The organism is Pseudidiomarina salinarum, assembly GCF_000753715.1.
Taxonomy (GTDB): Bacteria; Pseudomonadota; Gammaproteobacteria; order Enterobacterales; family Alteromonadaceae; genus Pseudidiomarina; species Pseudidiomarina salinarum.
Genome location: NZ_JPER01000006.1, coordinates 127,978 through 154,290 on the forward strand (window position 1 = coordinate 127,978; position 26,313 = coordinate 154,290).

Sequence of the window (26,313 nt, forward strand, 5' to 3'; positions counted from 1 at the left end):
CGTGTTATATATTTTTAGAATAAGTAATTCGCATCAGGCCTGACCATGAAGCTTCAGCAACTCCGTTATATCGTCGAAGTATTAAATCACAATCTGAATGTATCAGCGACAGCTGAAAGCTTATTTACCTCGCAGCCGGGCATCAGTAAGCAGGTGCGCATGCTGGAAGATGAGCTCGGCATCCAGATCTTCGGTCGTAGCGGTAAGCATCTGACTCATGTGACGCCCGCCGGCGAAGAGGTTATTCAGGTGGCCACCCAGATCCTCTCCTTGTGTGAGTCGATCAAGGCCGTGGCCCATGAGCATACACAGCCGGACCAGGGGAAGCTTAATATAGCGACCACCCATACCCAGGCGCGCTATGCCCTGCCGCCGGTCATAAAACGCTTTATGCACACCTATCCGAAAGTGAGCCTGCATATGCATCAGGGCTCGCCGGAACAAATCAGTGAAGCCGCCGCGAAAGGGCGGGCTGATTTTGCCATAGCCACAGAAGCGTTGCACCTGTACCACGATTTGATCATGTTGCCGTGTTACCACTGGAATCGCTCCATCATTGTGCCGGCCAATCACCCGCTCAGTAAACAGTTGCAGATAAGCATTACCGACCTGGCCGACTATCCCATAGTAACCTACGTACATGGTTTCACTGGCCGCTCTGAATTAGATCGGGCTTTCGGTGCTGCCGGCATCAAACCAGAAGTCGTATTCACCGCCACCGACGCTGACGTAATTAAGACCTATGTGCGGATGGGGCTTGGGATTGGGGTTATCGCCAGCATGGCCTACGATCCAAAGGTCGATACCGATTTAGTATCTATTCCCGCGCAGCATCTGTTTGGCCCTAGCACCACCAAGATTGGTTTCCGCAAGGGGACTTTTTTGCGTAGCTATATGTATCATTTCATTGAAGGCTTTGCGCCGCATCTGACTCGCAATAAAGTGGATGAAGCTATGGCGCTTAAATCGCAGGACGAAATTGATCAGTTATTTGCCGGCATTGAACTGCCGGTCTGGTGACTTGCAGCCACCGGCGGTAGAGGAAGTAAATTTGTCACAACAACAACAAAAACAACACAACGTCCACTGGCTTACCGGGCAGTTCTGCGACGATAGCAAAGAGTTTGAATACAGGAGTTCCGTTGCAACGAGAGTGCGGTTTGAATCGCGCCTTGCGTTAATTCTGGTGGCATTGGTGTTTGCCATGTTTGGCATTACCGACTACAACCTGCTGGGGTTAACCCGCGAGTATTATCTGCTGCTTACCATGCGCGTTGCTGTGATAAGCCTTTGTCTGCTACTCGCATTTATTATCGGCCGCCACGGAGGCTATTCCCGTAACACCTGGTTGCATGCACTGCCGCTCTGGATATTGGCGACAGGAATTATCTTAATAATTCCGTTGCGCCCTGAAAGTCTCGCGACCCAGATAACCGCCGTGGTGGTTGCGATAATGGCGTTTTACCTGCTGATACCGAATTTATTGACGGTAGCCGCACTGGCGAGCTTCTATTTAACGGGGGGCTTTTTTGTCATCGCGTTGCTTTACGTGGGAATTTCACCCGCTGGAGCGCTGCGGCTGGCGCTATTGCTGATTATGGCAAATGTCGTGGGTTACTGCGCCTTATTGCGGCTGGAGTTTCTGCAGCGCAAGCAATTTGCGCTACTGCACGATGAGCGCGATCAGAATCGTGAAATGATGAAGGAAATAGCGCACCGGAAATCGCTGGAGGCGCAGTTACGCATGGTGGCTGAGCGCGACGCGCTGACGGGAGTCGACAGCCGCAGCCATTTCATGAAGCGGGCCGCGGCGTTGTTACAGCGTGCTCAGATAGAAAAAACACCCTTCTGCCTGTTTATGATCGACGTGGATCACTTTAAGCAAGTTAATGATACCTGGGGTCACACCCGCGGCGATTTCATTTTAACTAAAATCGCCGAGGTTTGTGAGCAGTCCCTGCGGCCCTCAGATGTGATAGGGCGCTTTGGTGGCGAGGAGTTTGTGGTGGCTTTGCCCGATACCAGCCCCAGCGATGCGCAAGCCGTGGCAGAGCGCATAAAGAACAATGTTGAAGCGCTGCCGCTAACCGATGAACTGAGCGATCTGAATCTGAGTGTCACCATCGGTATTGCCATAGCGCAAGCTGAAGATGATGACCTCGATGCCCTCATTACGCGGGCCGATAGCATGCTTTACGCGGGCAAGCGCGACGGCCGGAACCGGGTGGTGATAGGTGCTGAATGACAGCCGTTGCCGGACTTAAAGCGGGAGCGCAATAATCTCATTGACTGTATTTTATCCGCGCCGCATAATCGGGCGAGTATAAACAAGGCAGCAACATGTCGCACTTACATCATCATTCCGTACTTCAACGGATCCGAATGCCTCTGGCAGCACTGCCACTGCTTGCCTTGCTGTTTGTGCTTCTGTCTACTGTTACCCCACAGCATACTTCTGCCAAGCCGACGGATTTTGGGTTTATCGGAACCTTCGATGAGCTGACCGTTGCCATCCACAGTGATTCATCCCGGGCGCAGCTCAGCAAAGACGAGCGAGATGCCGCAGGGGATGATGACAGCGATGTGCCCAACTCGTGGTGCGGCAATTCGGTTATCGTCTGGCCTGGTCATTGTGGAAATACTTATAGCCTTGCCGGGAAGGCATCGGATTCCCGATCTGCAACCCGCTTTCTGATTCCGCTTCTACGCGCGCCCCCACTGGCGTAATCCTCCATTGAATTGCGGCTGCGCCTTTGGCAGCCATCCTGGTTTTAAAAAAGTTTTCCTGAGGATTACCTATGAAATCGTTACTGACACGGGCTGTGGTCTATGGCCTGGTGATCGTGCTGGGGTTATTGAGCGCATTACCAAATTTTCTTTCACCAAACTTGTCGGCTAAGTTGCCCGACTGGTATCAGCAAAACACTATGTCGCTGGGGCTGGATCTGCAGGGCGGATCACATTTACTGCTGGAAGTGGATACCGACGCGTTGTTTGCCAGCGAATACCAGGCGATTGCCGATGAGCTGACGAAGTCGTTGCGCCAAGCAGAGATTCACTACGGGCGCATGAAAGTTACTGATGAGGCGATCGAACTACCGCTGCGTCAGGCTGAGCGGCTGTCCGAAGCGGCGACGCTTGCCCGTAAGCTGGCAACGGATACGCCGGACGGGGCGCGCCGGTTTAATGTTGAGCAGGAAGGCGGAAGCCTGGTGTTGACCCTGACTGACACGTGGCGGGAGCATTTGTCCCGGGACGGAGTGGAGCGAAGCCTGGAAGTGGTCCGCCGCCGGCTTGACGAAACCGGTCTGGTCGACCCCAGCATTACCCGCCAGGGCAGCGACGGAATTCTGGTGCAGATGCCCGGTGTTGCCGACCCGAGTGATATTCGCGAACTGCTGGGCACCACAGCGAAAATGACCTTTCACTGGGTGGCGCTTGACGGATGGGAGAGCGGGGGTGGGGTCTTTACCTTGCCAGGTGCCGGTGAACAAGCACAATATCAACTGGAAGAACGGGTTGCCATGGCAGGCGAACGTATTCGCGATGCTCATATGGCGTTTGATCCTGAGACTGGCGAACCCGTGGTTAACTTCAAGCTCGATAATGAAGGCGCGCGGCAGTTCGGCGAGATGACCCGGGATAACATCGGTCGTCTCCTGGCCATAGTGCTGGATGAGGAAGTGATCACAGCGCCGGTGATTCGCACTGAAATTGCTGGCGGCAGCGGCCAGATCAGTGGCGCTTTTACCACGAAGGAAGCCAACAGCCTGGCGCTGATGCTTAGGGCTGGCGCGTTACCGGCGCCTTTGTATGTCATTGAAGAACGAACCGTTGGTCCCGATTTAGGTAGCGACGCTATTGAGATGGGCCTGACCACAGGCTTGCTCGGCGCGGGTATGGTGATTGCTTTCATGGTTGCTCTTTATGGCCGCTGGGGCCTGATTGCCTGTATCGGGCTGACGGTGAACATAGGTCTGGTGTTCGGTATTCTGAGCCTGCTCGGCGCTACCCTGACGTTGCCAGGCATTGCCGGGATTATTCTGACGGTCGGCATGGCGGTGGACGCGAACATTCTGATCAACGAGCGTATCCGCGAAGAATCCCGCCGTGGTAAACGAGCGGCGATGGCGCTCCGGGAAGGCTTTGGCAAGGCGTACAGCACCATTATGGACTCCAACTTTACTACCCTGATCGCGGTCAGTCTGCTGTTCCTGTTTGGCAGCGGCCCGGTCAAGGGCTTCGCGGTCACTATCGGTATTGGCCTGTTAACCTCGCTGTTTACCGCCATTGCTGTTACCCGTCTGATCATGGAGTGGCGTATTCGCGGGCGTGAGCGAGAATCCCTGGTGATTTCAGGTATTGCCTGGCTGGATCGCCTCAGCGAGCGCGGCGTTAACTTCATGCGCGGTCGTGTGATGGGTCTGGTGGTGTCGGCGGCGCTCTCGCTGGCGGCAATCGCGCTCTTTGTGCACCCGGGGCTGAAGTACGGCGTTGATTTTACCGGCGGCACCGTTGTTGAGGTGCAAACTCAGGGGATCACCGTCGATCACCTGCGCCACACGCTGCAGGCAAACCAGCTGGAAGATACAGCCATTCAGGAAGTTGGATCCGAGGGCCGTTTCCTCATCCGCATGCCAGCAGAGCATCAGACACCGGGCGCGACAGCTGAGCAGGTAAGTTTGCTCAAGAGCGCCGTCACATCGATTGATCCGACCGCGGAATTTCCGAAAGTAGACATGGTTGGTCCGAAAGTTAGCGGGGGGTTCAGCGACGCCACTATTCTTGCCATCCTGTTGGCTGGCAGCGGCATGCTAGTGTATCTCTGGTTTCGGTTTGAATCCCATTTTGCACTGGCAGCGACAGTGACGATTGCGTTGGATCTCACTAAAACAATCGGCTTTTTTGTTCTCGCGGGGGTCGAGTTTAACCTGACGGCCGTTGCGGCACTGCTTGCCCTAATCGGCTATTCCATAAACGATAAGGTGGTGGTGTTCGATCGCATACGTGAAAATATACGCAAAACCCCCGAGAAGCCGATGCTGGAACTGCTGAATGAGAGCATTTCATCCACGCTGACCCGCACCGTGTTCACCTCGGTGACCACCTTTCTGGCCTTGTTGCCGATGGGCATCGCCGGCGGAGCTGCGGTAGCAAGCTTTGCCCTGCCGATGTTATTTGCGATCGTGATAGGCACCAGCTCATCGATTTTTATCGCCTCACCCATCTTGTATTACCTGGGCCAGCGCCGCATGCGCAAAGGGCTTGCGCAACTGCGGCCAACGGACGAACAAATTCGTAAAGAACTGGAACTTATGCCCTAACCGTGACAGCTTTTGCCGGCTGGCGGTCAGCATTCAATAATGTTGACCGCCAGTCCGCCGCGGGCGGTTTCTTTGTATTTGGTCTTCATGTCGTTGCCGGTGTCCCACATGGTTTTAATAACTTTATCCAGTGACACCTTGTGATCGCCGCTACCGCGCAGGGCCAGGCGGGCGGCGTTAATCGCTTTTATCGCACCCATGGCATTACGCTCAATACAGGGTACCTGTACTAATCCGCCAACGGGGTCGCAGGTCAGGCCCAGATTGTGTTCCATGCCGATTTCAGCGGCATTCTCAACATTACTGACACTGCCACCCATTAATTCAGCAAGGGCGCCGGCCGCCATCGAGCAAGCGACACCGACTTCACCCTGACAGCCGACTTCGGCACCAGAGATAGAGGCATTTTTCTTATACAAAATGCCGATCGCCGCCGAGGTCAGCAGAAACCGGACGACGGTTTCTTCATCCAGCGGTTCAATATACTTGTCAGCATATTTCATCACCGCCGGAATAATACCTGCTGCGCCATTGGTGGGGGCGGTAACTACACGGCCGCCAGCGGCATTCTCTTCGTTTACCGCCAGGGCGAATAAATCAACCCAGTCCATCGCCTGCATAGGGTCAGTGGAGCGCTCGTTCTTCAGGCGCTGATAGAGCCCGGGCGCGCGGCGACGTACTTTTAAGCCACCCGGCAATATGCCTTCAGTGCGGATGCCGCGGGCGATACAGTCGTCCATGGTTTTCCACAGGTGCATCAGGCGCTCACGGATCTCTTCTTCGCTACGGAACACCTTTTCATTGGCCAGCATCAGCGAGCTGATGCGCATACCATGCTCCGAGCAGTGGTGGAGTAGGTCAGCAGCGCTGTCAAACGGGTAAGGGATGGGCTTGCTGGACTGCTCAATGGCCTCTTCGAGGCTTTCTTCAAAGTCGGCATCGCGGACGATAAAACCGCCACCGATGGAGTAATAAAGATCTTTATAGATCACCTCATCACCACGATAGAGACGTAACTCCATGGCATTGGCGTGACGGGGTTTGGTTTTGCGGCGGTGAAATACAATTGCGCCTTCGCGCGGAAAGGTGATTTCATGCTTGCCCAACAGCGACAGTTTCTGGGTGCTGTCGACCTGCTTCAGAAAATCCTCTACTTTCGTGGTATCGACGGATTCAGGTTTTTCACCGGCCAGGCCAAGCATGACGGCTTTACCGGTACCATGGCCTTTGCCGGTCTGACCGAGCGAACCAAAGAGTTCAACCACCATACTATCGGCTTTATCCAGACCCACTTCTTTGTCAGCGGCGTGCAGGAAGTCATAAGCAGCGCGCATCGGGCCTACTGTATGTGAGCTCGACGGGCCAATACCTACTTTATAGAGATCAAAAACGCTAATCATAATTCCTCTTTAATTTAGTGACCGGAACAGTGGGCGATGCTCGGGATAGAGATGATCGGCTAACTCGCGCAGTATACCTGCGGTGGCGCCCCAGATGTTGCGGTGCTGGTACGGTATAAAGTATACCTGATCGTACAGAAAACGCTGTAACCGGTAGACAAAATGTTCGCGTTGCTGCATCACGTGGTGCATTGGCACGGTAAATATTTCCGCCACCTCGCGCTCCTGAGCCTTCAGCGGGGCGCTCGGATTCACAAAAGCAACATAAGGGCGGACCATAAAATTACTGATTACCGGGTAATCCTGTAACTGGCCGACGAGTTCGACGTCGCCTGGATCCAGGCCGATTTCTTCGTGTGCTTCGCGTAAGGCAGTTTCGTACAAATTTTTATCAGCGGGCTCTTGCCGGCCGCCGGGAAAGCTAATCTGGTTCGCATGATGACGCAGCTTTGCCGACCGCAGCGTAAGGATAACATGCAGTTCACCGTCACGCTCCCATAGCGGGATCAGCACCGCTGCCGGGCGCAGGCGCTTGGGGGTCGGTCGTTGCACGATCGGCGCGTTATGCAGAAAAAAGCGATGCAGGAATTCATCACGGGTCATGCGTTCTGCTCCGCCAGTACCGGTAATATCCGGGCAACCTTATCCAGGGTTTCCTGATATTCATCAGCGCACTGCGAGTCAGCTACAATACCGCCGCCGGCCCAGCAGTAAATCTTATTCTGAGCCGCGACCAGGGTGCGAATGGCGATATTGGTGTCCGCCTGCCCGTGCTGCGAGAAGTAGCCCAGGCTGCCACAGTAAAAGCTGCGGCGGTGGGGCTCCAGCTCTTCAATGATCTCCATTGCACGAATTTTGGGCGCACCGGTAATTGAGCCACCGGGGAAGCAAGCCGCCAGCAACTCAGTGGCCTGACCCGCATCGGCAAGTTGGCCGGTTACGGTACTGACCAGATGATGGACTGCGGGGTAAGTTTCTACCGCGAACAGCTTAGGCACCTGTACGCTTCCCGGCAGACAGAGCCGACTGAGGTCATTGCGCAGTAAATCAACAATCATGACATTTTCGGCGCGGTCTTTTTCTGACGCGGCGAGCTCCAGGGCCAGTTGTTGATCGCGCCGGGGATCGGCATGGCGCGGGCGGGTCCCCTTAATCGGCTTGGTTTCAACTTTACCCAGCGGATCCACCGCCAGGAATCGTTCCGGCGAATGGGACATGATGGCGCCGTCGGCCAGGCGCATGAAAGCTGAAAACGGTGCGTTGTTGCGCTCGCGCAAGCGCAGATAGGCTTGCCATGGGTCACCGGAGAAATCTGCCGAAAATCGCTGTGCCAGGTTTATCTGATAGCAGTCGCCGGCCAGCAGATAGTTTTGTATTGCCTGAAACCGCTCAGCGTAGTCTTCGGCAGACAAATTGCTGCGCCACTCTGAAGTGAGCTTAAACACCACTGCGACAGCGTCGGTGTCAGCCAACCAGAAGGCGCTGAGTGCGTCGATTTGATCTTGTGGTGCCAGCAGCCAGGTGGTGCCATCCGAACGCCGTTGCATCAGTGCCTGGGTGTAGACCCCGATTGCCAGATCCGGCAGCGGGATATCGTCAGTAGCTATCTCGGGCAGCACTTCGAGTGCGCGGCCCGCGTCGTAACTAAAGGCACCGGCCAGGCCGCCCTGAAATGGCAGTTGGTCGGGGCCGTCATAGGCTGGAATCTGCGCCAGTGCTTGCGCGAGCTGTTGTGGCCATTGGCTGGTGTCGGTAATGAGTCGTTCGGGCTGGCGAAAAATAAAATCATATTCACCGGCAGGATCATCACAACTATCCAGCAACAAAGCGCCGGGTTCGTCTGCGCAGCGGGCGAACAGGGTTGCCAGACGCGCAGTTAATGGCAAAACTACAGCGGTTAACGACACGGATAATCCTTTTAGCTATCAAGACCTAAAGCATACCATATCTGGTCAGGGCGGATGCAAAACGGTATCATACGCGCACTTCTTGATTCAGTTTCCCCGAGGTTGTTATGGCAGTAATCCGGCAGGCGGATTTTATCGATAGTATCGAAGATTCTTTACAGTATATATCCTATTACCACCCCCTCGATTTTGTGCAGGCGCTGGAACAGGCTTACCACAAAGAGCAAAGCGAAGCGGCTAAGAACGCCATTGCCCAGGTACTGACCAATTCACGCATGGCTGCGCAGGGGCGCCGGCCAATCTGCCAGGATACCGGTATTGTTACCTGCTTTGTGAAAGTAGGTATGGGCGTGCAGTGGGACAAAACCGATATGACGGTACAGCAGATGGTCGATGAAGGTACCCGTCGTGCCTATCTGAATCCGGAGAATCCGCTGCGAGCCTCGATCGTTGCAGATCCTGCGGGTGCCCGTAAAAACACCGGTGATAACACCCCGGCTGTGGTGCACATTGACATGGTGGCCGGCGATACGATCGAAGTCATGATCGCTGCCAAGGGCGGTGGCTCGGAAAATAAATCCAAGATGGTGATGTTAAACCCCAGCGACTCCATTGCCGACTGGGTTGTTGAAACCATGCCAAAACTCGGTGCTGGCTGGTGTCCGCCGGGCATGATTGGCCTGGGAATTGGCGGTACTGCTGAAAAATCAGCGGTACTGGCAAAAGAATCGCTGATGGATCCCGTAGATATCCAGGAGCTGCTGGAACGTGGCCCAAAAAACGCCGAAGAAGAGCTGCGGCTGGAAATTTACGAACGCGTGAACAAGCTTGGCATTGGCGCCCAGGGGCTGGGCGGCGTGACCACAGTGATGGACGTCAAAATTAAGTCAGTACCGACCCATGCGGCGTCGAAGCCGGTCACCTTGATCCCGAACTGTGCGGCGACCCGTCACGCTCATTTTGTGCTGGATGGCTCCGGTCCGGCTGACCTGCAGCCACCAAAACTTGAAGACTGGCCGGATATTACCTTTGAACTGGGTGACGATGCCCGGCGGGTCAATCTTGATGAAGTGACCCAGGCTGATATCGAAAGCTGGAAAACCGGCGAAACCGTGCTACTGTCAGGCAAGTTACTGACCGGCCGTGACGCGGCCCATAAGCGTATTAAAGACATGCTGGATCGCGGTGAGCCGTTACCGGTCGATTTCACCAATAAGTTTATATATTACGTTGGCCCGGTTGATCCTGTTGGCGATGAAGTCGTTGGCCCGGCGGGCCCGACGACCGCCACCCGCATGGACAAGTTTACCGATATGATGTTGGATAAAACCGGTATTCTGGGCATGATTGGCAAAGCCGAGCGCGGCCCCGCCACGGTAGAAAGCATCAGACAGCATAAAGCGGTGTATCTGATGGCTGTCGGTGGTGCGGCTTACCTGGTTGCTAAAGCAATCAAGAAAGCGCGGGTGGTTGCGTTCGAAGATTTGGGAATGGAAGCGATTTACGAATTTGAAGTCGAAGACATGCCCGTTACTGTTGCGGTAGACAGTACGGGCGAAAACGCTCATGAAACAGGCCCGGCTATCTGGCGCCTGAAACTGGAAGGCGCTGATGCTTGAAATTGAACTGTGGCAACTGGTAACCGGTGCGGGGCTAATCCTTGGGGTTGGCCTGCTGCTCGGCTATGTTATCGCCAGCGCGCCGCGCAAGGCGATGCTCAGCCAGAATCAACAGCTGGAACAACGGTTACTGCTGACTGAACAGAATTATCAGCAGGTGGTGCAGGAGCGCGGCGAGCTGCAGGCTGAACTCCAGGGCTCGCGGGTACGGCTGGAAGAAAGCCTCAAGCATGCTGATGAAAAGCAGAAGCTGCTGGAAGCCAGCGAAGAGCGCCTGAAGAAAGAATTCGAGCGCCTCGCGCAGCATATCTTTGAGCAAAAATCCCAGCGCCTGCAGGACAGCAGCAAGCAGACCCTGGAAACCACGCTGGCGCCGTTCCGGCAGCAGCTGGAAGCGTTTAAGAAGCAGGTTGATCAGCAATATACCGAGGAAACCAAACAACGGGCCTCACTGACCAACGAACTTTCAAGCCTGAAGGATTTGAATAAACAGATGGCCGCTGAAGCGGAAGCCCTGACCCGGGCCCTCAAAGGCGACACCAAAACTCAGGGTAACTGGGGTGAAGTGGTGCTGGAGCGGATCCTGAAGCAGTCCGGCCTGCGTGAGGGGCATGAGTACGATACCCAGAGCCATCACCGCGATGAGGAAGGTAAGTCGTTTAAACCCGATGTAATTGTGCATCTGCCGAACGATAAAGACGTGGTCATCGACTCCAAGGTGTCACTGGTCGCCTATGAGCGTTACTTCAACAGCGATGATGATAATGATCGTCACAGCGCCCTCAATGACCATGTCACATCGCTGCGGAACCATATTAAAGGCCTGGGTAAGAAAAACTATCAGCAGCTGGATAGTGTCCGGACGCTGGATTACGTGCTGATGTTTATCCCCATTGAGCCCGCATTTTTGCTGGCCGTGGACCGCGATCCTGAGTTAATCAGGCTGGCACTGGATAACAACATCATGCTGGTCAGCCCGACCAATCTGCTGGTGGCGCTGCGCACGGTGAATAACATCTGGCAATATGAATACCAGAATCAGAATGCCCAGCGCATCGCCAGTGATGCGACCAAACTCTATGACAAGTTTGTGAACTTCACTGAAGATCTGCAGCGTATCGGTAATGCCCTCGACACCGCCCGTAAGAACTATGACGGGGCGATGAACAAGCTTTCTACCGGCCGCGGCAACCTGGTCGGGCGGGTTGAAAACTTCCGTAAGCTTGGCGTACAAAGCTCGAAGAAAATCGACCAGCAGTTACTGGGGCAGGGCGATGATGAGGATGATGGCGCTGAATGAGTAAAGCTGGCCGGTTAACCGGCCAGTGAACCCCAGAGATCATATTCATCGGCGTGTTCAATGCGGACTTCCACAAACTGACCAGGCTCTAAGCCGGTTTCACCGTTCAGATAAACCAGCCCATCAATTTCCGGTGCATCCGCTGAACTGCGGCCAATAGCACCTTCCGCGTCAACTTCATCGATCAATACCGTCATGGTGCGGCCGATTTTTTGCTGTAGCCGCGCGGCGCTGATTTCCTGCTGCAACTGCATGAAACGCTCATAGCGTTCCTGCTTGATTTCCTCAGGCACAGGATCAGGTAAGTCGTTGGCTTTGGCACCTTCGACATCGGAGTAGGTGAAACAACCCACACGGTCCAGCTGGGCCTCACGCAGAAACTGCAGCAGTTCTTCAAAGTCTTCTTCAGTTTCGCCCGGGAAGCCAACAATAAAGGTGCTGCGGATAGTCAGATCGGGACAAATTTTACGCCAGTTCAGGATGCGCTCAAGGGTGCGCTCGGCTGAACCGGGGCGCTTCATCAGCTTCAGGATGCGTTTGTTGGCATGCTGCAACGGGATATCCAGATAAGGCAGGATCTTACCTGCCGCCATCAGTGGGATGACTTCGTCAACTGACGGGTACGGATACACATAATGCAGGCGCACCCAGATGCCTAATTCGCCAAGTGCGGCACAGAGTTCAAGCATACGGGTTTTGACCGGCTGGCCGTCCCAGAAACCTGTCTTGTGTTTTACATCGACGCCGTAGGCACTGGTATCCTGAGAAATCACTAACAGTTCTCTGACGCCGGCGTTGGCCAGGCGTTTGGCTTCATCAAGTACGCTGCCGACGGGACGGCTGACCAGGTCGCCGCGCATGGACGGGATGATGCAGAAGGTACAACGGTGATTACAGCCTTCGGATATTTTCAGATAGGCATAGTGACGTGGCGTGAGTTTAACGCCAGTATCGGGAACCAGATTTTCAAACGGAATATGTTGCGGCTGCGGCACGTATTTATGCACGTGCCCCATCACTTCTTCATAAGCGTGAGGGCCGGTAATCGCCAGCACATTAGGATGCACTTCACGGATTTCATTATCTTTGGCGCCAAGACAACCGGTTACTATGACTTTACCGTTTTCATGTAAGGCTTCGCCAATGGCGTCCAGTGATTCCTGCACGGCGCTGTCGATAAAGCCGCAGGTATTGACGATGACCATGTCGGCATTATCGTAACTGTTGACGATATCGTAACCTTCAGTTCGCAGCTGCGTTAAGATTCGCTCTGAATCGACCAGGTTTTTCGGGCAACCCAGGCTGACAAATCCAATTCGGTGCTGGCTTGCTGACGAATCCATTGTCGCGGGGGATGGGGCCGCCGGGGCTGCTGGCTGGCCTGGGTTGTATTGATTCACGGTCATGTAAAAAACTTCTCTGCTGAGGATTAACGAAACGGGCGCTATTCTACGCTATTTTTCTTGTCCTTGCTGCAGTTGTTATTTGTTACAGCCAGCCTTTACGTTTGAACAACCAGTAGGGCGCAAAGCCCGAGGCGACCATAAGCAAGAGTGCCCACGGATAGCCAAGTGACCAGTCGAGTTCCGGCATAAATTCAAAGTTCATACCGTAAATACTGGCGACCAGTGTGGGCGGTAAGAACACCACGGCGGCGATTGAGAACGTCTTAATAATCTGGTTCTGTTCGATGTTAATGAAGCCCTGGGTGGAATCCATCAGGAAGTTGATTTTGTCGAACAGGAAGGTGGTATGGCCCATCAGGGTGTCGAGATCCCGCATCACTTCGCGCAGGCCTTCAGTTAATTCAGGACGGTCTTTGAACTGCTTGAGCAAAAACGAAATATCGCGCTGAGTATCCATCAGGCATAAACGAATTTTACCGTTACTGTCTTCAAGTTTAGCCAGTTTACTGATGGCATCTTCGAGGTCAGCACCTTCATCTTCAAGTACCAGGTGACTGACATCTTCGAGTTGCCGGTGAATGTCCTCGAGGGTGTCGGCATGGTTTTCAATTTTCTGGTCAAGGATGGTGACCAGTAAGCCGTCCGGATCGTTACAGATCACCTGTCCCTTGCGGGCGCGCAAGCGCAGCAAGCGGAAATCGGCGATATCGGTTTCGCGGATGGTAATAAGCCGGTCAGATTGCAGAATAGTGGCAACAGTGACGGTATTGTGGCGGCCTTCTGACATAGCCAGGAACAGCGAATGCACGTGGATCCCGGCCTGATCGACAAAGCAACGGGCAGAGGCTTCAATTTCCTCAATCTCATCGGACTCAGGTAAATTGATACTCAGGAACGAACTAAGCTGTTCGCGTTCATTATCATTGGGTTCCAGGGCGTCGATCCAGTCGGCTGAGCGTAAGGTTTCCAGCGAAAAGCTTTGTTCGCCTTCGAGCTTACAGATTTCACAGATCTTGCCGTCTTTAATTTCAAATAACCGAATCATTAAGCCTCCTGCAAATGGTCCACATACATGGCTGTCGCGCCGCAGACCGCAACCGGAATCATAACTAAATTAACGATGGGTATAGACGCCAGCAGCGCCACTATTACGCCAAATGATAAGCTCAGCCCACGATTCTGACGCAGCTGATAGCGCATCCGGTCAAACGGGATTTTGTGGTTATCAAAAGCATAATCCGCATATTGTATGGTCATCATCCAGCCACCGAACAGAAACCATAGCACCTGTCCGATGATGGGTACAAACAACAACAGCAGCCCGTAGCCGATAGCGCGCGGAATAAAATAGAGGATCTTCTGAAATTCACGGCCGATAGTGCGGGGAATATCTTTAATCATTCCACTCACACCGCCGTCGAGCGGCTTCACGCCGGTCAGGCGATACTCAACTTTTTCGGCCAGCAAGCTGTTAAAGGGCGAAGCGATAATATTGGCGACACTGGTGAAAAGCAGCCCGAAGACCAGAAGCACCGCAATCACAATAAGCGGCCAGAGGATGATTTCAAGCCACTCTAACCAACCGGGTAACCATTCAATCAAATCCGCCACCCAAATGCCGGTATAATGAAAAATGGCGTGAATCGCGATACTGAACAGAATAATATTGATACTTAAAGGGATCAGTACATAGCGCCGTACGCCTTTCTGAAACGCCAGTTCGAATCCGCGGCCGACATAGCTGCCGCCAAAATCATTGGGTACCGGTTGGCTCATGCTGCGTTATCCTTTATTTGTTTCGGTAAACCTGATTTGCTGTGTCATTATACAGTCGATTTTGCGATAAAAATGATGCATTTTGTAAGCATGCATGAATCTTTCCGGATATTACAAAATTGCGTAATATCTGCTAATGTCGGTCAGATAACTGCCATCAACGAACCACATAGATAACGATAATAACCCGATGCGGCTCAAGCACATAAAACTGGTCGGCTTCAAATCTTTTGTTGATCCCACCAAGGTTCCATTTCCTCATCAGATGACCTGCGTAGTCGGGCCGAACGGCTGTGGCAAATCCAACGTGATTGATGCCGTGCGTTGGGTGTTGGGTGAAAGCTCAGCGAAGAATTTGCGTGGCGATGCCATGACCGATGTTATTTTCAACGGTTCAACCGCCCGCAAGCCGGTCTCGCAGGCCAGTGTCGAACTGGTATTCGATAACAGCGACGGCCGCATCCAGGGCGAATACGCTAATTATGCCGAAATCGCGGTGAAACGTCTGGTGACCCGCGACGGGCAATCCAATTATTACCTCAATAACAGCAAATGCCGGCGGCGTGATATCACCGACCTGTTTCTGGGTACCGGCCTCGGGCCCCGCAGCTACGCGATTATTGAGCAGGGTATGATTTCGCGGCTGATCGAATCCAAGCCGCAGGAGCTGCGGGTGTTTCTGGAAGAAGCCGCGGGCATCTCAAAATATAAAGAGCGCCGCCGCGAAACGGAAAGTCGCATCCAACATACCCGGGACAATCTGGATCGTCTGACCGATGTTCGTGACGAACTTGGCGCGCAGCTGGATAAGTTGCAGCGTCAGGCTGCTGCGGCGCGCCGGTATAAAGATCTGAAAGGCCAGGAACGCAAAGTTAAAGCTGAACTGCAGGCATTGCGCTGGTTGCAACTGGAGAGTCAGGCGGAACGAATTCGCACCACCATTCAGCAACAGGAAACTGAACTCGAGCGCTGGCTGGCAGAACAACGCGGCAGCGAACGCGGTACCACCGAACTGCGCGAGCAGGTGGCGGACGCCAAAGAGCAGCTGGATGTGATTCAGCAGCGCTATTACCAGCTTGGCAACGAGATTACCCGTACCGAGCACCAGCTGCAGGCTGAGCGGAATCAGTTGCAGCAACGCGAGCAGCGCCGGCAGCAACTCAGTCATGAATTGAGCCAGTTGAATAAGACCAAAGAGGATGACCGGCAGCAGCAGGTTGATCTGCAGGTACAGCAGCAACAGCTGCAACCCGAGCTGGAAATTGCTGAACAGGATTACCAGCTGGCGGCGGACCGCTTCGAGGCCCATGAAGAGGCCTGGGTGAAATGGCAGGATGACTACCAGAATTATCTCGACCGTCAGCAGCGCCAGCGTGAACAGGAACAGCAAGTCCGTTTAGCCGGTGAGCGGGCGGAACATCAGTTACAGCGGCTACAGGATGATCTGGCGGCACTGGATCAACAACGCGTTGAACTTGAGCAGGAACTGGCATCGGCGGCCGACCCGGCAAGCGCCGATGAACTGACCGCAAAAACCACTGTGCGGGATGAACTGGCTGCGGCCATAGCTGAACAGACTCAGCAGCAACAGCAATTGGAGCAGCACCGCGAATTACTGCAAACCCAGCGCGAGCAGCTTCAGCAGCAACAGCAGCAGGCGCTTGGCCGGCAGAGCTCGCTGCAGCATTTACTGGCGGCAGCGCAGGGCGATGACTGGCCGGCAGCGGTCGGCGACTGGCTGCGGGATCAGGCGGTGCCGGTACTGGGGCAGGTCAGAAGCATGCTGCAGGTGGCAAGCGACTGGCAGCTGGCTGCGGAACAGGTGGTGGCGCCCTGGCTGGATGCCTGGGTAGTGGAAACTCCACCATCGCACTGGCCCGCGCAGCTCGGCGCACGCCTGGTGGTACTCGGCAACGAACCGGCGGTGGCTGGCTCACTGGCTGCGCAGCTTGGCGGCGCTTTGCAACAGTGGCCATGGTTGCAGCAGATTGGTCTTGCTGCCGATGAAGCAGAAGCTCAGGCCTTGCTGCAAACAAAAGTGTGGCCCATGGTGCTGACTCCGTCAGGGCAGCTCTGGTCGGCGGCTGGTTATCAGTCAGCCCGCATTGCCGCAACCGACAGCCAATTGCTGCAGCAAGCTGAACTTGATGAACTGGAACAGCAACTTGAGGGGTTCGGCACCCAGCTTAACGGAATAAACAGCGAACTTGAGCAAAGTAAGCACGCACTGGCGCAACTGCAGCAGCAGTTACAGCAACAACGTGAAGCCTACAGCCAGGTTCAGGCAGAAGTCGCGGCACTGGCCGAGAAAAACAGCTGGCAGCAACAACAGCAGCGGAGTTTCACTGACAAATTAAAGCTCAACAGCGAACGGCAGCAGCAACTGCGCGAGCAGTTGGAGACGGTCGCCGTGGAACGGGAAGAACTGGCCATGCAGGCTGAAGTTCTGGCTGATCAGGGCAGCGTTACTGATGATGATGCCGACTGGCAGCAGCGGCGCACGCAACTGCAGGAACAGCGTCAGCAACTGCGCGACGCCATGCAACAGCGGCAGCAGCATTTGCAGCAGCTGACGATGCAGCAGCAGCAAATAGAAACCCAGCTGCAGCACATCAATACCTTGCTGCAACGGGTTAACCAGCAACATGAACAGGCCCGGGAGCAACTGAGCTTGTTATCAGAGCCTGACGCCGGCCAGCACGAAGAACTTGAAGTGTTGGCGCTGCAACTCGAAGAGCTGTTGCAGCAGCGCGAGCAGGCTGAGGAAAGCCGCCGGCAGCAAGCTAATCAGGTCAGTGAACTTGAATCGCAGTTGCGCGAATTAAGTACCGGCGCGCAGGGTGTCGAAAGCCAGATCGAAAAAGCCCGGGCAAAACTGCAGAGTTCGCAACTGGAAATGGCAGCCCTGCAGGAACGCAGCCGGAATGTGCTGGCGGTATTGCAGGAAATGCGCCAACCCCTGAAACCCGTACTCGAGCAATTGCCGGACGAAGCGGATGAAAAAACCTGGCAGACTGAGCTGGATCGGTTACAGAACGCGATACAGCGCCTGGGTGCCATCAACCTGGCCGCCATTGAAGAAGCGGAAACTTTCGCTGAGCGCAAAGATTACCTTGATCAGCAGCACCAGGATTTAGTGTCGTCGCTGGAAACACTGGAAACGGCGATAAGAAAAATAGATAAAGAAACCCGGCAACGCTTTAAAGCCACCTTTGACGCCGTTAATCTGGGGTTACAGGAATTGTTCCCGAAAGTGTTTGGCGGAGGCAGTGCCTATCTGGAACTGACCGACGCCGACTTGCTGGAAACCGGTGTCACTATCATGGCAAGGCCGCCGGGCAAGAAAAATAGTACAATTCACCTGCTTTCAGGTGGTGAAAAAGCGCTGACCGCTTTATCATTGGTATTTGCTATATTCCGGTTAAATCCGGCGCCATTTTGTTTACTTGACGAAGTGGATGCGCCCCTTGATGATGCCAACGTGGGTCGTTTTTGTCGCCTGGTGGAAGAAATGTCAGCGACAGTGCAGTTTATTTATATAAGCCATAATAAAGTGGCAATGGAAATGGCATCGCATCTGGCTGGCGTGACTATGCAGGAAGCTGGCGTATCACGACTAGTCGCGGTGGATATTGACGAAGCGGTGGCTCTCACCGAAGCGTCCTGATGAGAGGATAGTTACAAGACATGACCATGATGCAAATTGTTTTCAGCGTGATTGGATTAGTGCTGATTATCGCTATCGTCGCCCACGGTATGTGGACTATCCGCCGTAATGAGCAAAAGCAACGCGAGCGGGTGTCTACCATTGAACAGAAACGCCATCAGGCCGATGCAGACAGCTTCGACGGTGATGGTATCGGACCGGTGCGGGTGGTCGCTAAAAAACCGCGCGCAGAAGAAGCCAGAGAAGGCGCAGCGCCCGCCACCAGCACCCCGAAAATGCGCGCCAGTAACGATGACGACGATGTTGAACTGCCATCGGTCAGCGCCGAGCCTGATCCTGTGCAGCAGCAGGAAAAGCCCGCGGCAAAACCAGCTAAAACCGAAAAGCCAAAGCCTGAGAAAACCGAAACGGTCAGCCAGCCTGCGCAACAGAGCATGGACTTACCCCTTGATCGTGATGACGATGAGCCCATCCTGACTGAAGAGCCGGAAGAAGTGATTGCCTTGCATGTGACCGGTGATATTCAGGGCGCTGTGTTATTGCAGCAGATGACGGAACTGGGCTTTAAGTACGGCGACTTTGATATTTTCCATCGTCATGTCGATACCGCCGGTAACGGTCCGGTGCTGTTTAGTCTGGCGAATATGTTTAAGCCCGGCACCTTCGATATCGACAATATTGAAACCTTCCACACCGAGGGCGTCGCACTATTTCTGGCGCTGCCGATTAAGGGCAACTCGACTCAGGCCTTTACCATGATGCATAACGCGGCGGTAAAACTGGCTGCGGCAGTGGATAAAGGTCAGGTGCTGGATGAACAGCGGAACCCTTTAACCCGGCAAGCGTTGCAGCATATTCACCAGCGCATCCGGGAATTTGAACGTAAACGCCTGATCCGGCATTAATTACTATGACTGATAACAACGCAGCCCAACGCGCGGCGCAACTGCGGGCGCTGATAACCCGTTATAACCGTGAATACTATGAGCTTGATGAGCCATCCATTCCTGATGCTGAGTACGACCGGCTGTTCCGTGAGCTGCAACAACTGGAAGCGGAACACCCGCAGCTGCTGAGCAGCGAATCGCCAACCCAGAAAGTAGGCAGTAAGCCGCTTACCTCATTCCGTCAGGTCCAGCACGAAACGCCCATGTTATCGCTGGATAACGCCTTTTCTGAAGATGAGTTCAGCACTTTTGTGGAGCGCATTAAAGATCGTCTCGACAGTAGCAGCGAGATCGCTTTCTGTTGTGAACCGAAACTTGATGGCGCGGCGGTAAGCTTGCTTTACGAGCACGGTGTGCTGGTGCGTGGCGCTACCCGGGGCGATGGTCAGACTGGCGAGGATATTACCGCCAATGTGCGGACCATTCGCAATCTGGCGTTGCAGCTAGAAGGGGATTATCCCGATCGTCTTGAAGTGCGGGGCGAAGTCTTTATGCCGGTTAAGGCGTTCGAGCGCTACAACGAACAAGCGCTGGCGCGTGGCGAAAAGGTTTTCGCTAACCCGCGCAACGCCGCCGCCGGCAGCTTGCGGCAATTGGACTCGTCGATTACTGCGCAGCGGCCATTGCATTTTTATGCCTATGGTATGGGCGTGGTCAGTACCGGGACGACGCTGGCCGACAGCCACTATGAGCGGCTACAACAGCTGCAAAGCTGGGGCCTGCCAGTCAGTGACGAAGTGAAACGGGTTGCTGATGGCGGCTCCTGCCATGGCTATTACCAGGATATCCTGTCACGCCGCGATGCCTTAAGGTACGAAATCGACGGCGTGGTGATCAAAGTCGACTCGATTCCGCTACAGAATGACCTCGGGTTTGTATCACGCGCACCGCGCTGGGCCATAGCCTGGAAGTTCCCGGCGCAGGAAGAGATAACCACCATCCGTGGCGTGGATTTTCAGGTTGGCCGCACCGGTGCGATAACGCCGGTGGCCCGGCTTGAGCCGGTGGCCGTTGGCGGGGTGACGGTATCCAACGCAACCTTACATAACGCCGACGAAATTGAGCGCCTGGATATTCGGATCGGTGATGTGGTCACCATTCGCCGTGCTGGTGATGTGATTCCGCAGGTGGTGCAGGTATTACACGATCGGCGGCCCGATGACACCCAGGTTATTGAGTTTCCCGATCGTTGTCCGATTTGCGATTCGCATGTGGAGCGGGCCGAAGGTGAGGCTGTTACCCGCTGTACCGGCGGCCTGATTTGCGCAGCGCAGCGAAAAGAAGCGCTCAAGCATTTCGCGTCGCGTAAAGCCATGGATATCGATGGCCTTGGCGATAAATTAATTGAGCAACTGGTCGAGCGGGAATGGCTGAAGTCGCCGGCTGATTTGTATCGGTTGCGGGCGCGCGAACTGGCCCACCTGCCACGTATGGGCGAAAAATCAGCGGAAAATATTGCCGCGGCCATAGCCGCCAGTAAAGAAACCACCTTGCCACGGTTTTTGTATGCGCTGGGGATCCGTGAGGTCGGCGAAGCGACCGCTGCTAATCTGGCGGTCCATTTTGCGGAACTCGACAGCTTAATGCAGGCGGCCCCGGAGCAACTTGAAGAAGTGCCTGACGTGGGGGCGGTCGTAGCCAGTCATATTTACCAGTTTTTCCGTGAGGAACACAACCAGCAGGTTATCAGTGAACTGCAGGAGCTGGGCGTAAACTGGCCAGCGGTAGAAAAACTGGCTACCAGTGAAGCAACCCTGGCCGGCAATACCTACGTGCTGACCGGCACCCTGACGCAGATGACCCGCGATGAGGCTAAGCAGGCTCTGCAGGCGCGAGGTGCCAAAGTTTCCGGTAGCGTATCAGCTAAAACAACGGCGGTGGTTGCCGGTGATAATGCCGGCTCCAAACTGGCTAAAGCTGAGCAACTGGGGGTGCCAGTGCTCAGCGAAGACGATTTGCAGAAACTGCTTCAGTAACAGGTTAGCTTTGTGAGTTCAGGCGGGTCACATCAACCATCAACTTGAGTTGCTGGCCTGGCTGCAGATAGTTCGAGCGACTAATCTGGTTCCACTTTTCAATGTCCGCGATAGTGACACTGAAGCGGTTGGCAATGCGGGCCAGTGAATCACCGGATCGCACTTTATAACTCACGCTGCGCACCACTCCCGACGGCTTCTGCTTTTCAGGTAACCACACCACCAGTTGCCGGCCCGGCCGCAACGGGTCGGTGGGTGCCATACCATTCCATTTGGCCAGCGCCCGCAAATTAACGCTGTAACGGCGGCTGATATCCCACAGGGTGTCACCGCTGACCACCTGATGTTCTACCTTATATTCACCGCGTTCCTGCGACTGGGTGCTGGCTAAGCGGCTTTCCGCAGAGAGGTTGTAATCATTCAGCTCGCGGGTCGCGACCGGAATCAGCAGGTAATCGCCGGCGCGAATAATATGGCTGCGCAGATTATTGGCCTGCTGGATAGCCTTGGCCGTGGTGTGGTATTTGCGGCCAATTACCAGCAGGCTCTCGCCGGATTTCACTTTATGGCGGGTCCAGCGCACCAGCTCTTTGGCATCGGCGCTTTCCAGCCAGTCCTGCAGAGAACGAGCGTTCTCCACCGGCAATAGCAGCCGGTGCGGCCCATTTGGGTCGGTTGCCCAGCGGTTATAGCCGGAGTTGAAGTGGTGCAGGGTATCTAAGTCCAGTCCGGCATGCTCAGCCGCTTTCGCCAGATCGATCTGGCTCTTGGCTTCAACGATGGCCAGAAAGGGCTCATTCGCAATGGGTATCCAGGTATAGGCGTAAGTATCGTGGTTCTTAAGGATATCGGCCAGTGCCAGTAGTTTAGGTACATAGGCTCTGGTTTCGCGTGGCAAATCCAGTGACCAGAAATCCGTTGGTTTACCGGCCCTTTTATTCTTGCGGATGGCATTGGCTACCCGGCCTTCACCTGAATTGTAGGCGGCCAGGGCGTGCGACCAGTCACCATCAAAGCGTTTTTGTAAGGCGTCCAGATAATCAAGCGCTGCGTTCGTTGCCGCCAGCACGTCACGGCGACCGTCATACCACCAGTTAATATCCAGGCCATAATGACGGGCGGTGCCGGGAATAAATTGCCAGATGCCCGCCGCGCGGCCATGGGAATAGGCAAAAGGATCAAACGCGCTTTCAACTATAGGTAGCAGCGCCAGTTCCAGCGGCATACCGCGGCGTTCGATCTCGTCCACAATCAGGTGCATAAAAGGAGCGGCGCGTTTGGCCACGCGCTCCATATAGGCCGGGTTGCGGAGGTACCAGTTGCGTTGATTCACCAGGCGTGGAAGTTCCGGCGCTTCCATCGTCAGCTGCCGGCGGATGCGGTGCCAGATATCGGCTTCGGCCTGAGGCGGAATTTCGACTTCGGCAATCTCCTCAAGCACTAACGGCGCAGCCGGCAGGTCCGCCGGAGCTGGTACCTCGACTAAAGGCTGTTCTGTTGCTGCCGTGGCGGGTGGATTTTGTGTCTCAGGGGCGCTGGTAAGTTGACAGCCTCCAAGTAAACTCGCACTAAGTGCCAGCAGTAACCATTTAGTCATGCAACAGGGTCCTCAAAAGCGGAAACAGGATTCCGATAGTTGTTGTGGTTATTTGAGCGCAGTGTACGAGATCAGAAACGGTCTTTCCACTCTCGTAACTCGGCAAATTCGTCAGCGTTTTCGGCGCGCAGAAACGGGTTAACCTGTAATTCCAGGTCGATGGTACTGGGTAAACTAATCTTACCTTCAGCGCGCCAGCTTAACACTTGCTGCTGATAGTCGATGATTTTCTGGTTACCTGGTTCCGCCGCCCGCGCAAAGCGTAGATTAGCGCTGGTGTATTCATGGGCACAATAGACGCGTGTATCGCCGGGAAGTTCAGTAAATAATTGCAGTGAGTTAAAAAACTGTCCGGCTTTGCCTTCGAACATGCGTCCGCAGCCAGCTGAGAACAGGGTATCACCACAAAATAAATAACCCGGACTATAAAAGCTGATGTGATCCAGCGTATGGCCGGGGGTTGCCAGCACGCGGAACGCCGCATCCAGCCCGGCGGGCGTGACCTTATCATTATGCTTTAAGCGTTCAGTGATCCCCTTGATATCCGGATTGTCCGGACCGTAAACAGGCACATTGTAATCTTCCAGCAAAGGAAGCAGGCCATCGGTGTGGTCCCAGTGGTGATGGGTGATCAGAATAGCCGCCAGGCCAACGCCATTATCCTTCAACCAGTCACGAACCGGTTGGGCTTCACCCGGATCGACGATGACCGCATCGGCATCCGCCTGTGGCTGAATGGCCCAAATGTAGTTATCATCCAGGGCAGGTATCGCAGTAACATGCATAATAGTCGTCTGTTATTTGCTCAATTTGACCTTAGTATACAGGTGTACCGCGATGATGTTAAAACCCGCATTGGGTGAAAAGTCTGTAAAGGCGCCGCACAGCTGGCAGCAGTTACCGCACGGCAACTGGCTGCGACAGCATGTGGAAGCGGTGCTGACGCCGCATTGTGGCAAACTTTTCGGTTATCATCTGGCCCGCATCGGACAGCTCTCGGGCCAGTTGCAGCTGCCTAAACTGCATATAAAACATCAATTCTCACTGGCGTCATCCGGGCAGGTTGACGTGTACGCTGAACCTGAATACCTGCCATTTGCTGAGGCTTCGCTTGATGCCGTATTGATGGTGGCGCAGCTGGAGTTTGAGCGCGACCCGCACCAGGTGCTGCGGGAGGTCGCCCGTAGCCTGATCGCCGACGGCTACCTGTTACTGGCCGGTTTTAACCCCTTATGTCCGGCGCTGCTGACAGGCTTCTGGCCAACACAGGTTGACCGTTATCCCTGGCGCGGTCGTTACTTTACCAAAGCGAGGATGCTCGACTGGCTGGCTCTGCTAAACTTTGAAGTGGTCGAAACTGGCTATCTGGCGCCCAGTTTACTCATTGAGTCACTGACGCCGGCTGATCGTGGGCTGGCAACACTGGCGCGGGGAATTCCGCAACTGGGTAGTATGTATTTTATGGTCGCCCGCAAGCGGCAGTTTCCGTTAACGCTGGTCCGCTATCGCAAAAAGCAGCAGCACCGGCTGAATAACGCGCTGCCACTGGCTAACCGAATGGAGTGAAATGATGTTAACAGCAAGCGAATTATGTGCGCAGGCACGATCCAACGTAGAAGAAATTGATGTTCATGAATTAAACCGCAAAACCGCCGACGGGGTGCGTGTTATTGACGTGCGTGAGCCGGCAGAATACGCAGCGGGGCATATTCACAGCGCCGTAAATATGCCGCGGGGCGTGCTTGAAATGCAGTTGCATCAGCACCCGGACGTGGCGGGCTATGACAATGCCTTAGAGAAAATGGCGGCCGAGCCGCTTTATCTTATCTGCCGCAGCGGCGGTCGCTCGGCCCTGGCCGCTGAGTCATTGCAGCGCATGGGCTTTGACAAGGTTATTTCGGTGGCCGGCGGCATGCAGGCCTGGGATGAAGCAAAGTATGCCCAGGTAACCGGTCAGGACGACGTATAGCCTTCATCGGGTAACAGGTTATCCGAGGTCGCGGCATCGCGGGCTAATTCATCGCAACGCTCATTTTGCGGATGGCCCGCATGGCCCTTAACCCATTCCCAGGTCACATCATGGCGCTGCCTGGCTTCGTCCAGCGCCATCCACAGATCAGCATTCTTTACCGGCTTGCGGGCGGAGGTTCGCCAGCCGTTGCGTTTCCAGGTGTGGATCCAGGTTTTAATACCCTGGCGCATGTAATCGCTATCCGAAGTCAAAATCACTTTACAGGGGCGCTTCAGGGCTTCCAGGGCCTTAACCGCCGCCAGCATTTCCATGCGGTTGTTGGTGGTCAGCTGATAGCCCTGCGACAGCTCCTTGCGGTGATCCCCATATTCAATCACGATGCCATAACCACCCGGGCCCGGATTTCCCAGGCAGGAGCCGTCAGTGTAGATGTGCACAGTCTTCTGCTGCATAATAACTAAAACCAGCCAGTCGCTATTTGATATGCGGTATAGTGACCAGTGGAAATCCATTAGTAAAGAGCTGTTTGAGCAAAAGAATAGTTATAGGGATAGTTATGCGGCAGATTGTACTTGATACTGAAACCACGGGTCTTGATCCCGCGCAGGGGCATCGCATCATTGAAATTGGCGCGGTCGAACTGATCGGTCGCAAACCAACCGGCAGTACCTTCCACACCTATATTAATCCGATGCGCATGGTCGAGCAGGGCGCGATTGAGGTGCATGGCATTACCAATGAATTTCTGCAGGATAAGCCAGTATTTTCTGAGATTGCCGATGATTTTCTGAAGTTTATCGATGGTGCTGAACTGGTGATTCATAACGCCGCCTTTGACGTCGGCTTTATCGACCATGAATTTGCCTTACTCAATAAAGGGCTCGGTCGCACCAGGGATTACTGCGCCATACTGGATACCCTGAGCCTGGCGCGTGAACGCCGCCCGGGGCAGAAGAACAACCTGGATGCGCTGTGCCGCGCCTTTGGCATTGATAACTCCAACCGGACCTTCCACGGGGCCTTGCTGGATGCTGAGTTACTGGCCGATGTCTATTTGCTGATGACCGGCGGCCAGACCAAACTGGAACTGGCAACCCAGACCAAAGCTCAGCAACAGGCACAGGGAACGGCAGGCTGGACCCCGGTAACCAATAAACCCGATCTGAAAGTTGTCCGTGCCACCGACAGCGAACTTCAGGCGCACGAAGAGCGGCTGAAAGTTATTGCTGATACGGGTGTTCCGCCACTCTGGAATGCCTGAAACCGGCTAATTTGAGTGAAAATCAGGCAAACGGTCCGAATTACTGAAAAAAAGGTTGACGACTGCAGGCCGCGCTCGTAATATTCGCTCCGCATTCAGGGGGTACCCACCCGGAAATCCCCGAATCAGGAAACGTGGAGCGGTAGTTCAGTTGGTTAGAA

Annotated in this window: 21 protein-coding genes; 12 read left to right on the forward strand and 9 right to left on the reverse strand. The window is 54.6% G+C overall.

Annotated features, from left to right (window positions below):
- Positions 1-45 precede the first annotated feature (45 nt).
- The 4 genes from cysB to secD all read left to right on the forward strand — a co-directional run bounded on the left by cysB (position 46) and on the right by secD (position 5,324).
- Complete coding sequence (gene cysB, locus IDSA_RS10725) at positions 46-1,020, forward strand: HTH-type transcriptional regulator CysB (RefSeq protein ID WP_034776780.1); 975 nt, start codon at positions 46-48, stop codon at positions 1,018-1,020.
- 31 nt (positions 1,021-1,051) lie between these two features.
- Positions 1,052-2,245, forward strand: a complete 1,194-nt coding sequence (locus tag IDSA_RS10730; RefSeq protein ID WP_034776850.1) for a GGDEF domain-containing protein — start codon at positions 1,052-1,054, stop codon at positions 2,243-2,245.
- 95 nt (positions 2,246-2,340) lie between these two features.
- Positions 2,341-2,727: a hypothetical protein gene (locus tag IDSA_RS10735; protein ID WP_126760518.1), complete on the forward strand. Its 387-nt coding sequence runs from the start codon at positions 2,341-2,343 to the stop codon at positions 2,725-2,727.
- Positions 2,728-2,798: 71 nt separating this feature from the next.
- A complete protein-coding gene (secD, locus tag IDSA_RS10740; protein ID WP_034776785.1) occupies positions 2,799-5,324 on the forward strand; it encodes a protein translocase subunit SecD in 2,526 nt (841 codons plus the stop codon).
- 26 nt (positions 5,325-5,350) lie between these two features.
- On the opposite strand, the gene IDSA_RS10745 is transcribed toward secD, so the two are convergent.
- The 3 genes from IDSA_RS10745 to pabB are packed head-to-tail and all read right to left on the reverse strand — an operon-like array spanning position 5,351 to position 8,631.
- Positions 5,351-6,724 (reverse strand): L-serine ammonia-lyase, encoded by a 1,374-nt coding sequence (locus IDSA_RS10745; protein ID WP_034776786.1) that lies wholly within the window; start codon positions 6,722-6,724, stop codon positions 5,351-5,353.
- 9 nt (positions 6,725-6,733) lie between these two features.
- Positions 6,734-7,327 carry a CoA pyrophosphatase gene (locus tag IDSA_RS10750; protein ID WP_034776789.1) on the reverse strand — a complete coding sequence of 198 codons (594 nt, stop codon included), beginning with the start codon at positions 7,325-7,327 and terminating at the stop codon, positions 6,734-6,736.
- On the reverse strand, positions 7,324-8,631 hold the full coding sequence (gene pabB / locus IDSA_RS10755) for an aminodeoxychorismate synthase component I (RefSeq protein ID WP_051986240.1): 1,308 nt from the start codon (positions 8,629-8,631) through the stop codon (positions 7,324-7,326). The genes IDSA_RS10750 and pabB overlap by 4 nt, the downstream gene beginning before the upstream one ends.
- A gap of 107 nt (positions 8,632-8,738) precedes the next feature.
- Between pabB and IDSA_RS10760 the strand changes: the two genes are divergently transcribed.
- Together IDSA_RS10760 and rmuC are read left to right on the forward strand one after the other, a co-directional pair.
- On the forward strand, positions 8,739-10,250 hold the full coding sequence (locus tag IDSA_RS10760; RefSeq protein ID WP_034776791.1) for a fumarate hydratase: 1,512 nt from the start codon (positions 8,739-8,741) through the stop codon (positions 10,248-10,250).
- A complete protein-coding gene (rmuC, locus tag IDSA_RS10765) occupies positions 10,243-11,550 on the forward strand; it encodes a DNA recombination protein RmuC (RefSeq protein WP_051986241.1) in 1,308 nt (435 codons plus the stop codon). Before IDSA_RS10760 ends, rmuC begins: the two co-directional genes overlap by 8 nt.
- Before the next feature lie 14 nt (positions 11,551-11,564).
- Here rmuC and rimO read toward each other — a convergent pair whose 3' ends face one another.
- The 3 genes from rimO to cysZ form a co-directional block, all read right to left on the reverse strand.
- A complete protein-coding gene (gene rimO / locus IDSA_RS10770) occupies positions 11,565-12,956 on the reverse strand; it encodes a 30S ribosomal protein S12 methylthiotransferase RimO (RefSeq protein WP_034776793.1) in 1,392 nt (463 codons plus the stop codon).
- Between the two features lie 82 nt (positions 12,957-13,038).
- Complete coding sequence (gene corA / locus IDSA_RS10775; RefSeq protein ID WP_034776796.1) at positions 13,039-14,001, reverse strand: magnesium/cobalt transporter CorA; 963 nt, start codon at positions 13,999-14,001, stop codon at positions 13,039-13,041.
- Positions 14,001-14,732: a sulfate transporter CysZ gene (gene cysZ / locus IDSA_RS10780; RefSeq protein WP_034776798.1), complete on the reverse strand. Its 732-nt coding sequence runs from the start codon at positions 14,730-14,732 to the stop codon at positions 14,001-14,003. Before cysZ ends, corA begins: the two co-directional genes overlap by 1 nt.
- Before the next feature lie 190 nt (positions 14,733-14,922).
- On the opposite strand from cysZ, the gene smc reads away from it, so the two are divergent.
- Genes smc through ligA form a run of 3 tightly spaced genes read left to right on the forward strand, consistent with a single transcriptional unit; the run spans position 14,923 to position 21,322 of the window.
- A complete protein-coding gene (gene smc, locus IDSA_RS10785; protein WP_034776801.1) occupies positions 14,923-18,399 on the forward strand; it encodes a chromosome segregation protein SMC in 3,477 nt (1,158 codons plus the stop codon).
- Between the two features lie 20 nt (positions 18,400-18,419).
- The gene (gene zipA / locus IDSA_RS10790) at positions 18,420-19,304 is read left to right on the forward strand and encodes a cell division protein ZipA (protein ID WP_034776804.1); all 885 of its coding nucleotides are present in this window, start codon (positions 18,420-18,422) and stop codon (positions 19,302-19,304) included.
- 5 nt (positions 19,305-19,309) lie between these two features.
- A complete protein-coding gene (gene ligA, locus IDSA_RS10795) occupies positions 19,310-21,322 on the forward strand; it encodes an NAD-dependent DNA ligase LigA (RefSeq protein WP_034776806.1) in 2,013 nt (670 codons plus the stop codon).
- Between the two features lie 4 nt (positions 21,323-21,326).
- Here the strand turns inward: ligA and IDSA_RS10800 are convergent, their stop codons facing one another.
- Both IDSA_RS10800 and gloB read right to left on the reverse strand, forming a co-directional pair.
- The gene (locus IDSA_RS10800) at positions 21,327-22,919 is read right to left on the reverse strand and encodes a lytic transglycosylase (protein WP_034776809.1); all 1,593 of its coding nucleotides are present in this window, start codon (positions 22,917-22,919) and stop codon (positions 21,327-21,329) included.
- A 71-nt stretch (positions 22,920-22,990) separates the two neighbouring features.
- Positions 22,991-23,704 (reverse strand): hydroxyacylglutathione hydrolase, encoded by a 714-nt coding sequence (gene gloB / locus IDSA_RS10805; protein WP_051986242.1) that lies wholly within the window; start codon positions 23,702-23,704, stop codon positions 22,991-22,993.
- Between the two features lie 52 nt (positions 23,705-23,756).
- Here gloB and IDSA_RS10810 point away from each other — a divergent pair, with 52 nt between their 5' ends.
- Both IDSA_RS10810 and IDSA_RS10815 read left to right on the forward strand, forming a co-directional pair.
- Positions 23,757-24,485 carry a methyltransferase domain-containing protein gene (locus tag IDSA_RS10810; RefSeq protein ID WP_051986243.1) on the forward strand — a complete coding sequence of 243 codons (729 nt, stop codon included), beginning with the start codon at positions 23,757-23,759 and terminating at the stop codon, positions 24,483-24,485.
- Position 24,486: 1 nt separating this feature from the next.
- The gene (locus IDSA_RS10815) at positions 24,487-24,888 is read left to right on the forward strand and encodes a rhodanese-like domain-containing protein (protein WP_232221300.1); all 402 of its coding nucleotides are present in this window, start codon (positions 24,487-24,489) and stop codon (positions 24,886-24,888) included.
- On the opposite strand, the gene rnhA is transcribed toward IDSA_RS10815, so the two are convergent.
- Complete coding sequence (gene rnhA, locus IDSA_RS10820; RefSeq protein ID WP_126760562.1) at positions 24,873-25,346, reverse strand: ribonuclease HI; 474 nt, start codon at positions 25,344-25,346, stop codon at positions 24,873-24,875. The two genes, IDSA_RS10815 and rnhA, sit on opposite strands and share 16 nt — an antisense overlap.
- 101 nt (positions 25,347-25,447) lie before the next feature.
- On the opposite strand from rnhA, the gene dnaQ reads away from it, so the two are divergent.
- Entirely contained in the window at positions 25,448-26,152 is a 705-nt protein-coding gene (gene dnaQ, locus IDSA_RS10825; RefSeq protein ID WP_034776811.1) for a DNA polymerase III subunit epsilon, read from the forward strand.
- Positions 26,153-26,313 lie beyond the last annotated feature (161 nt).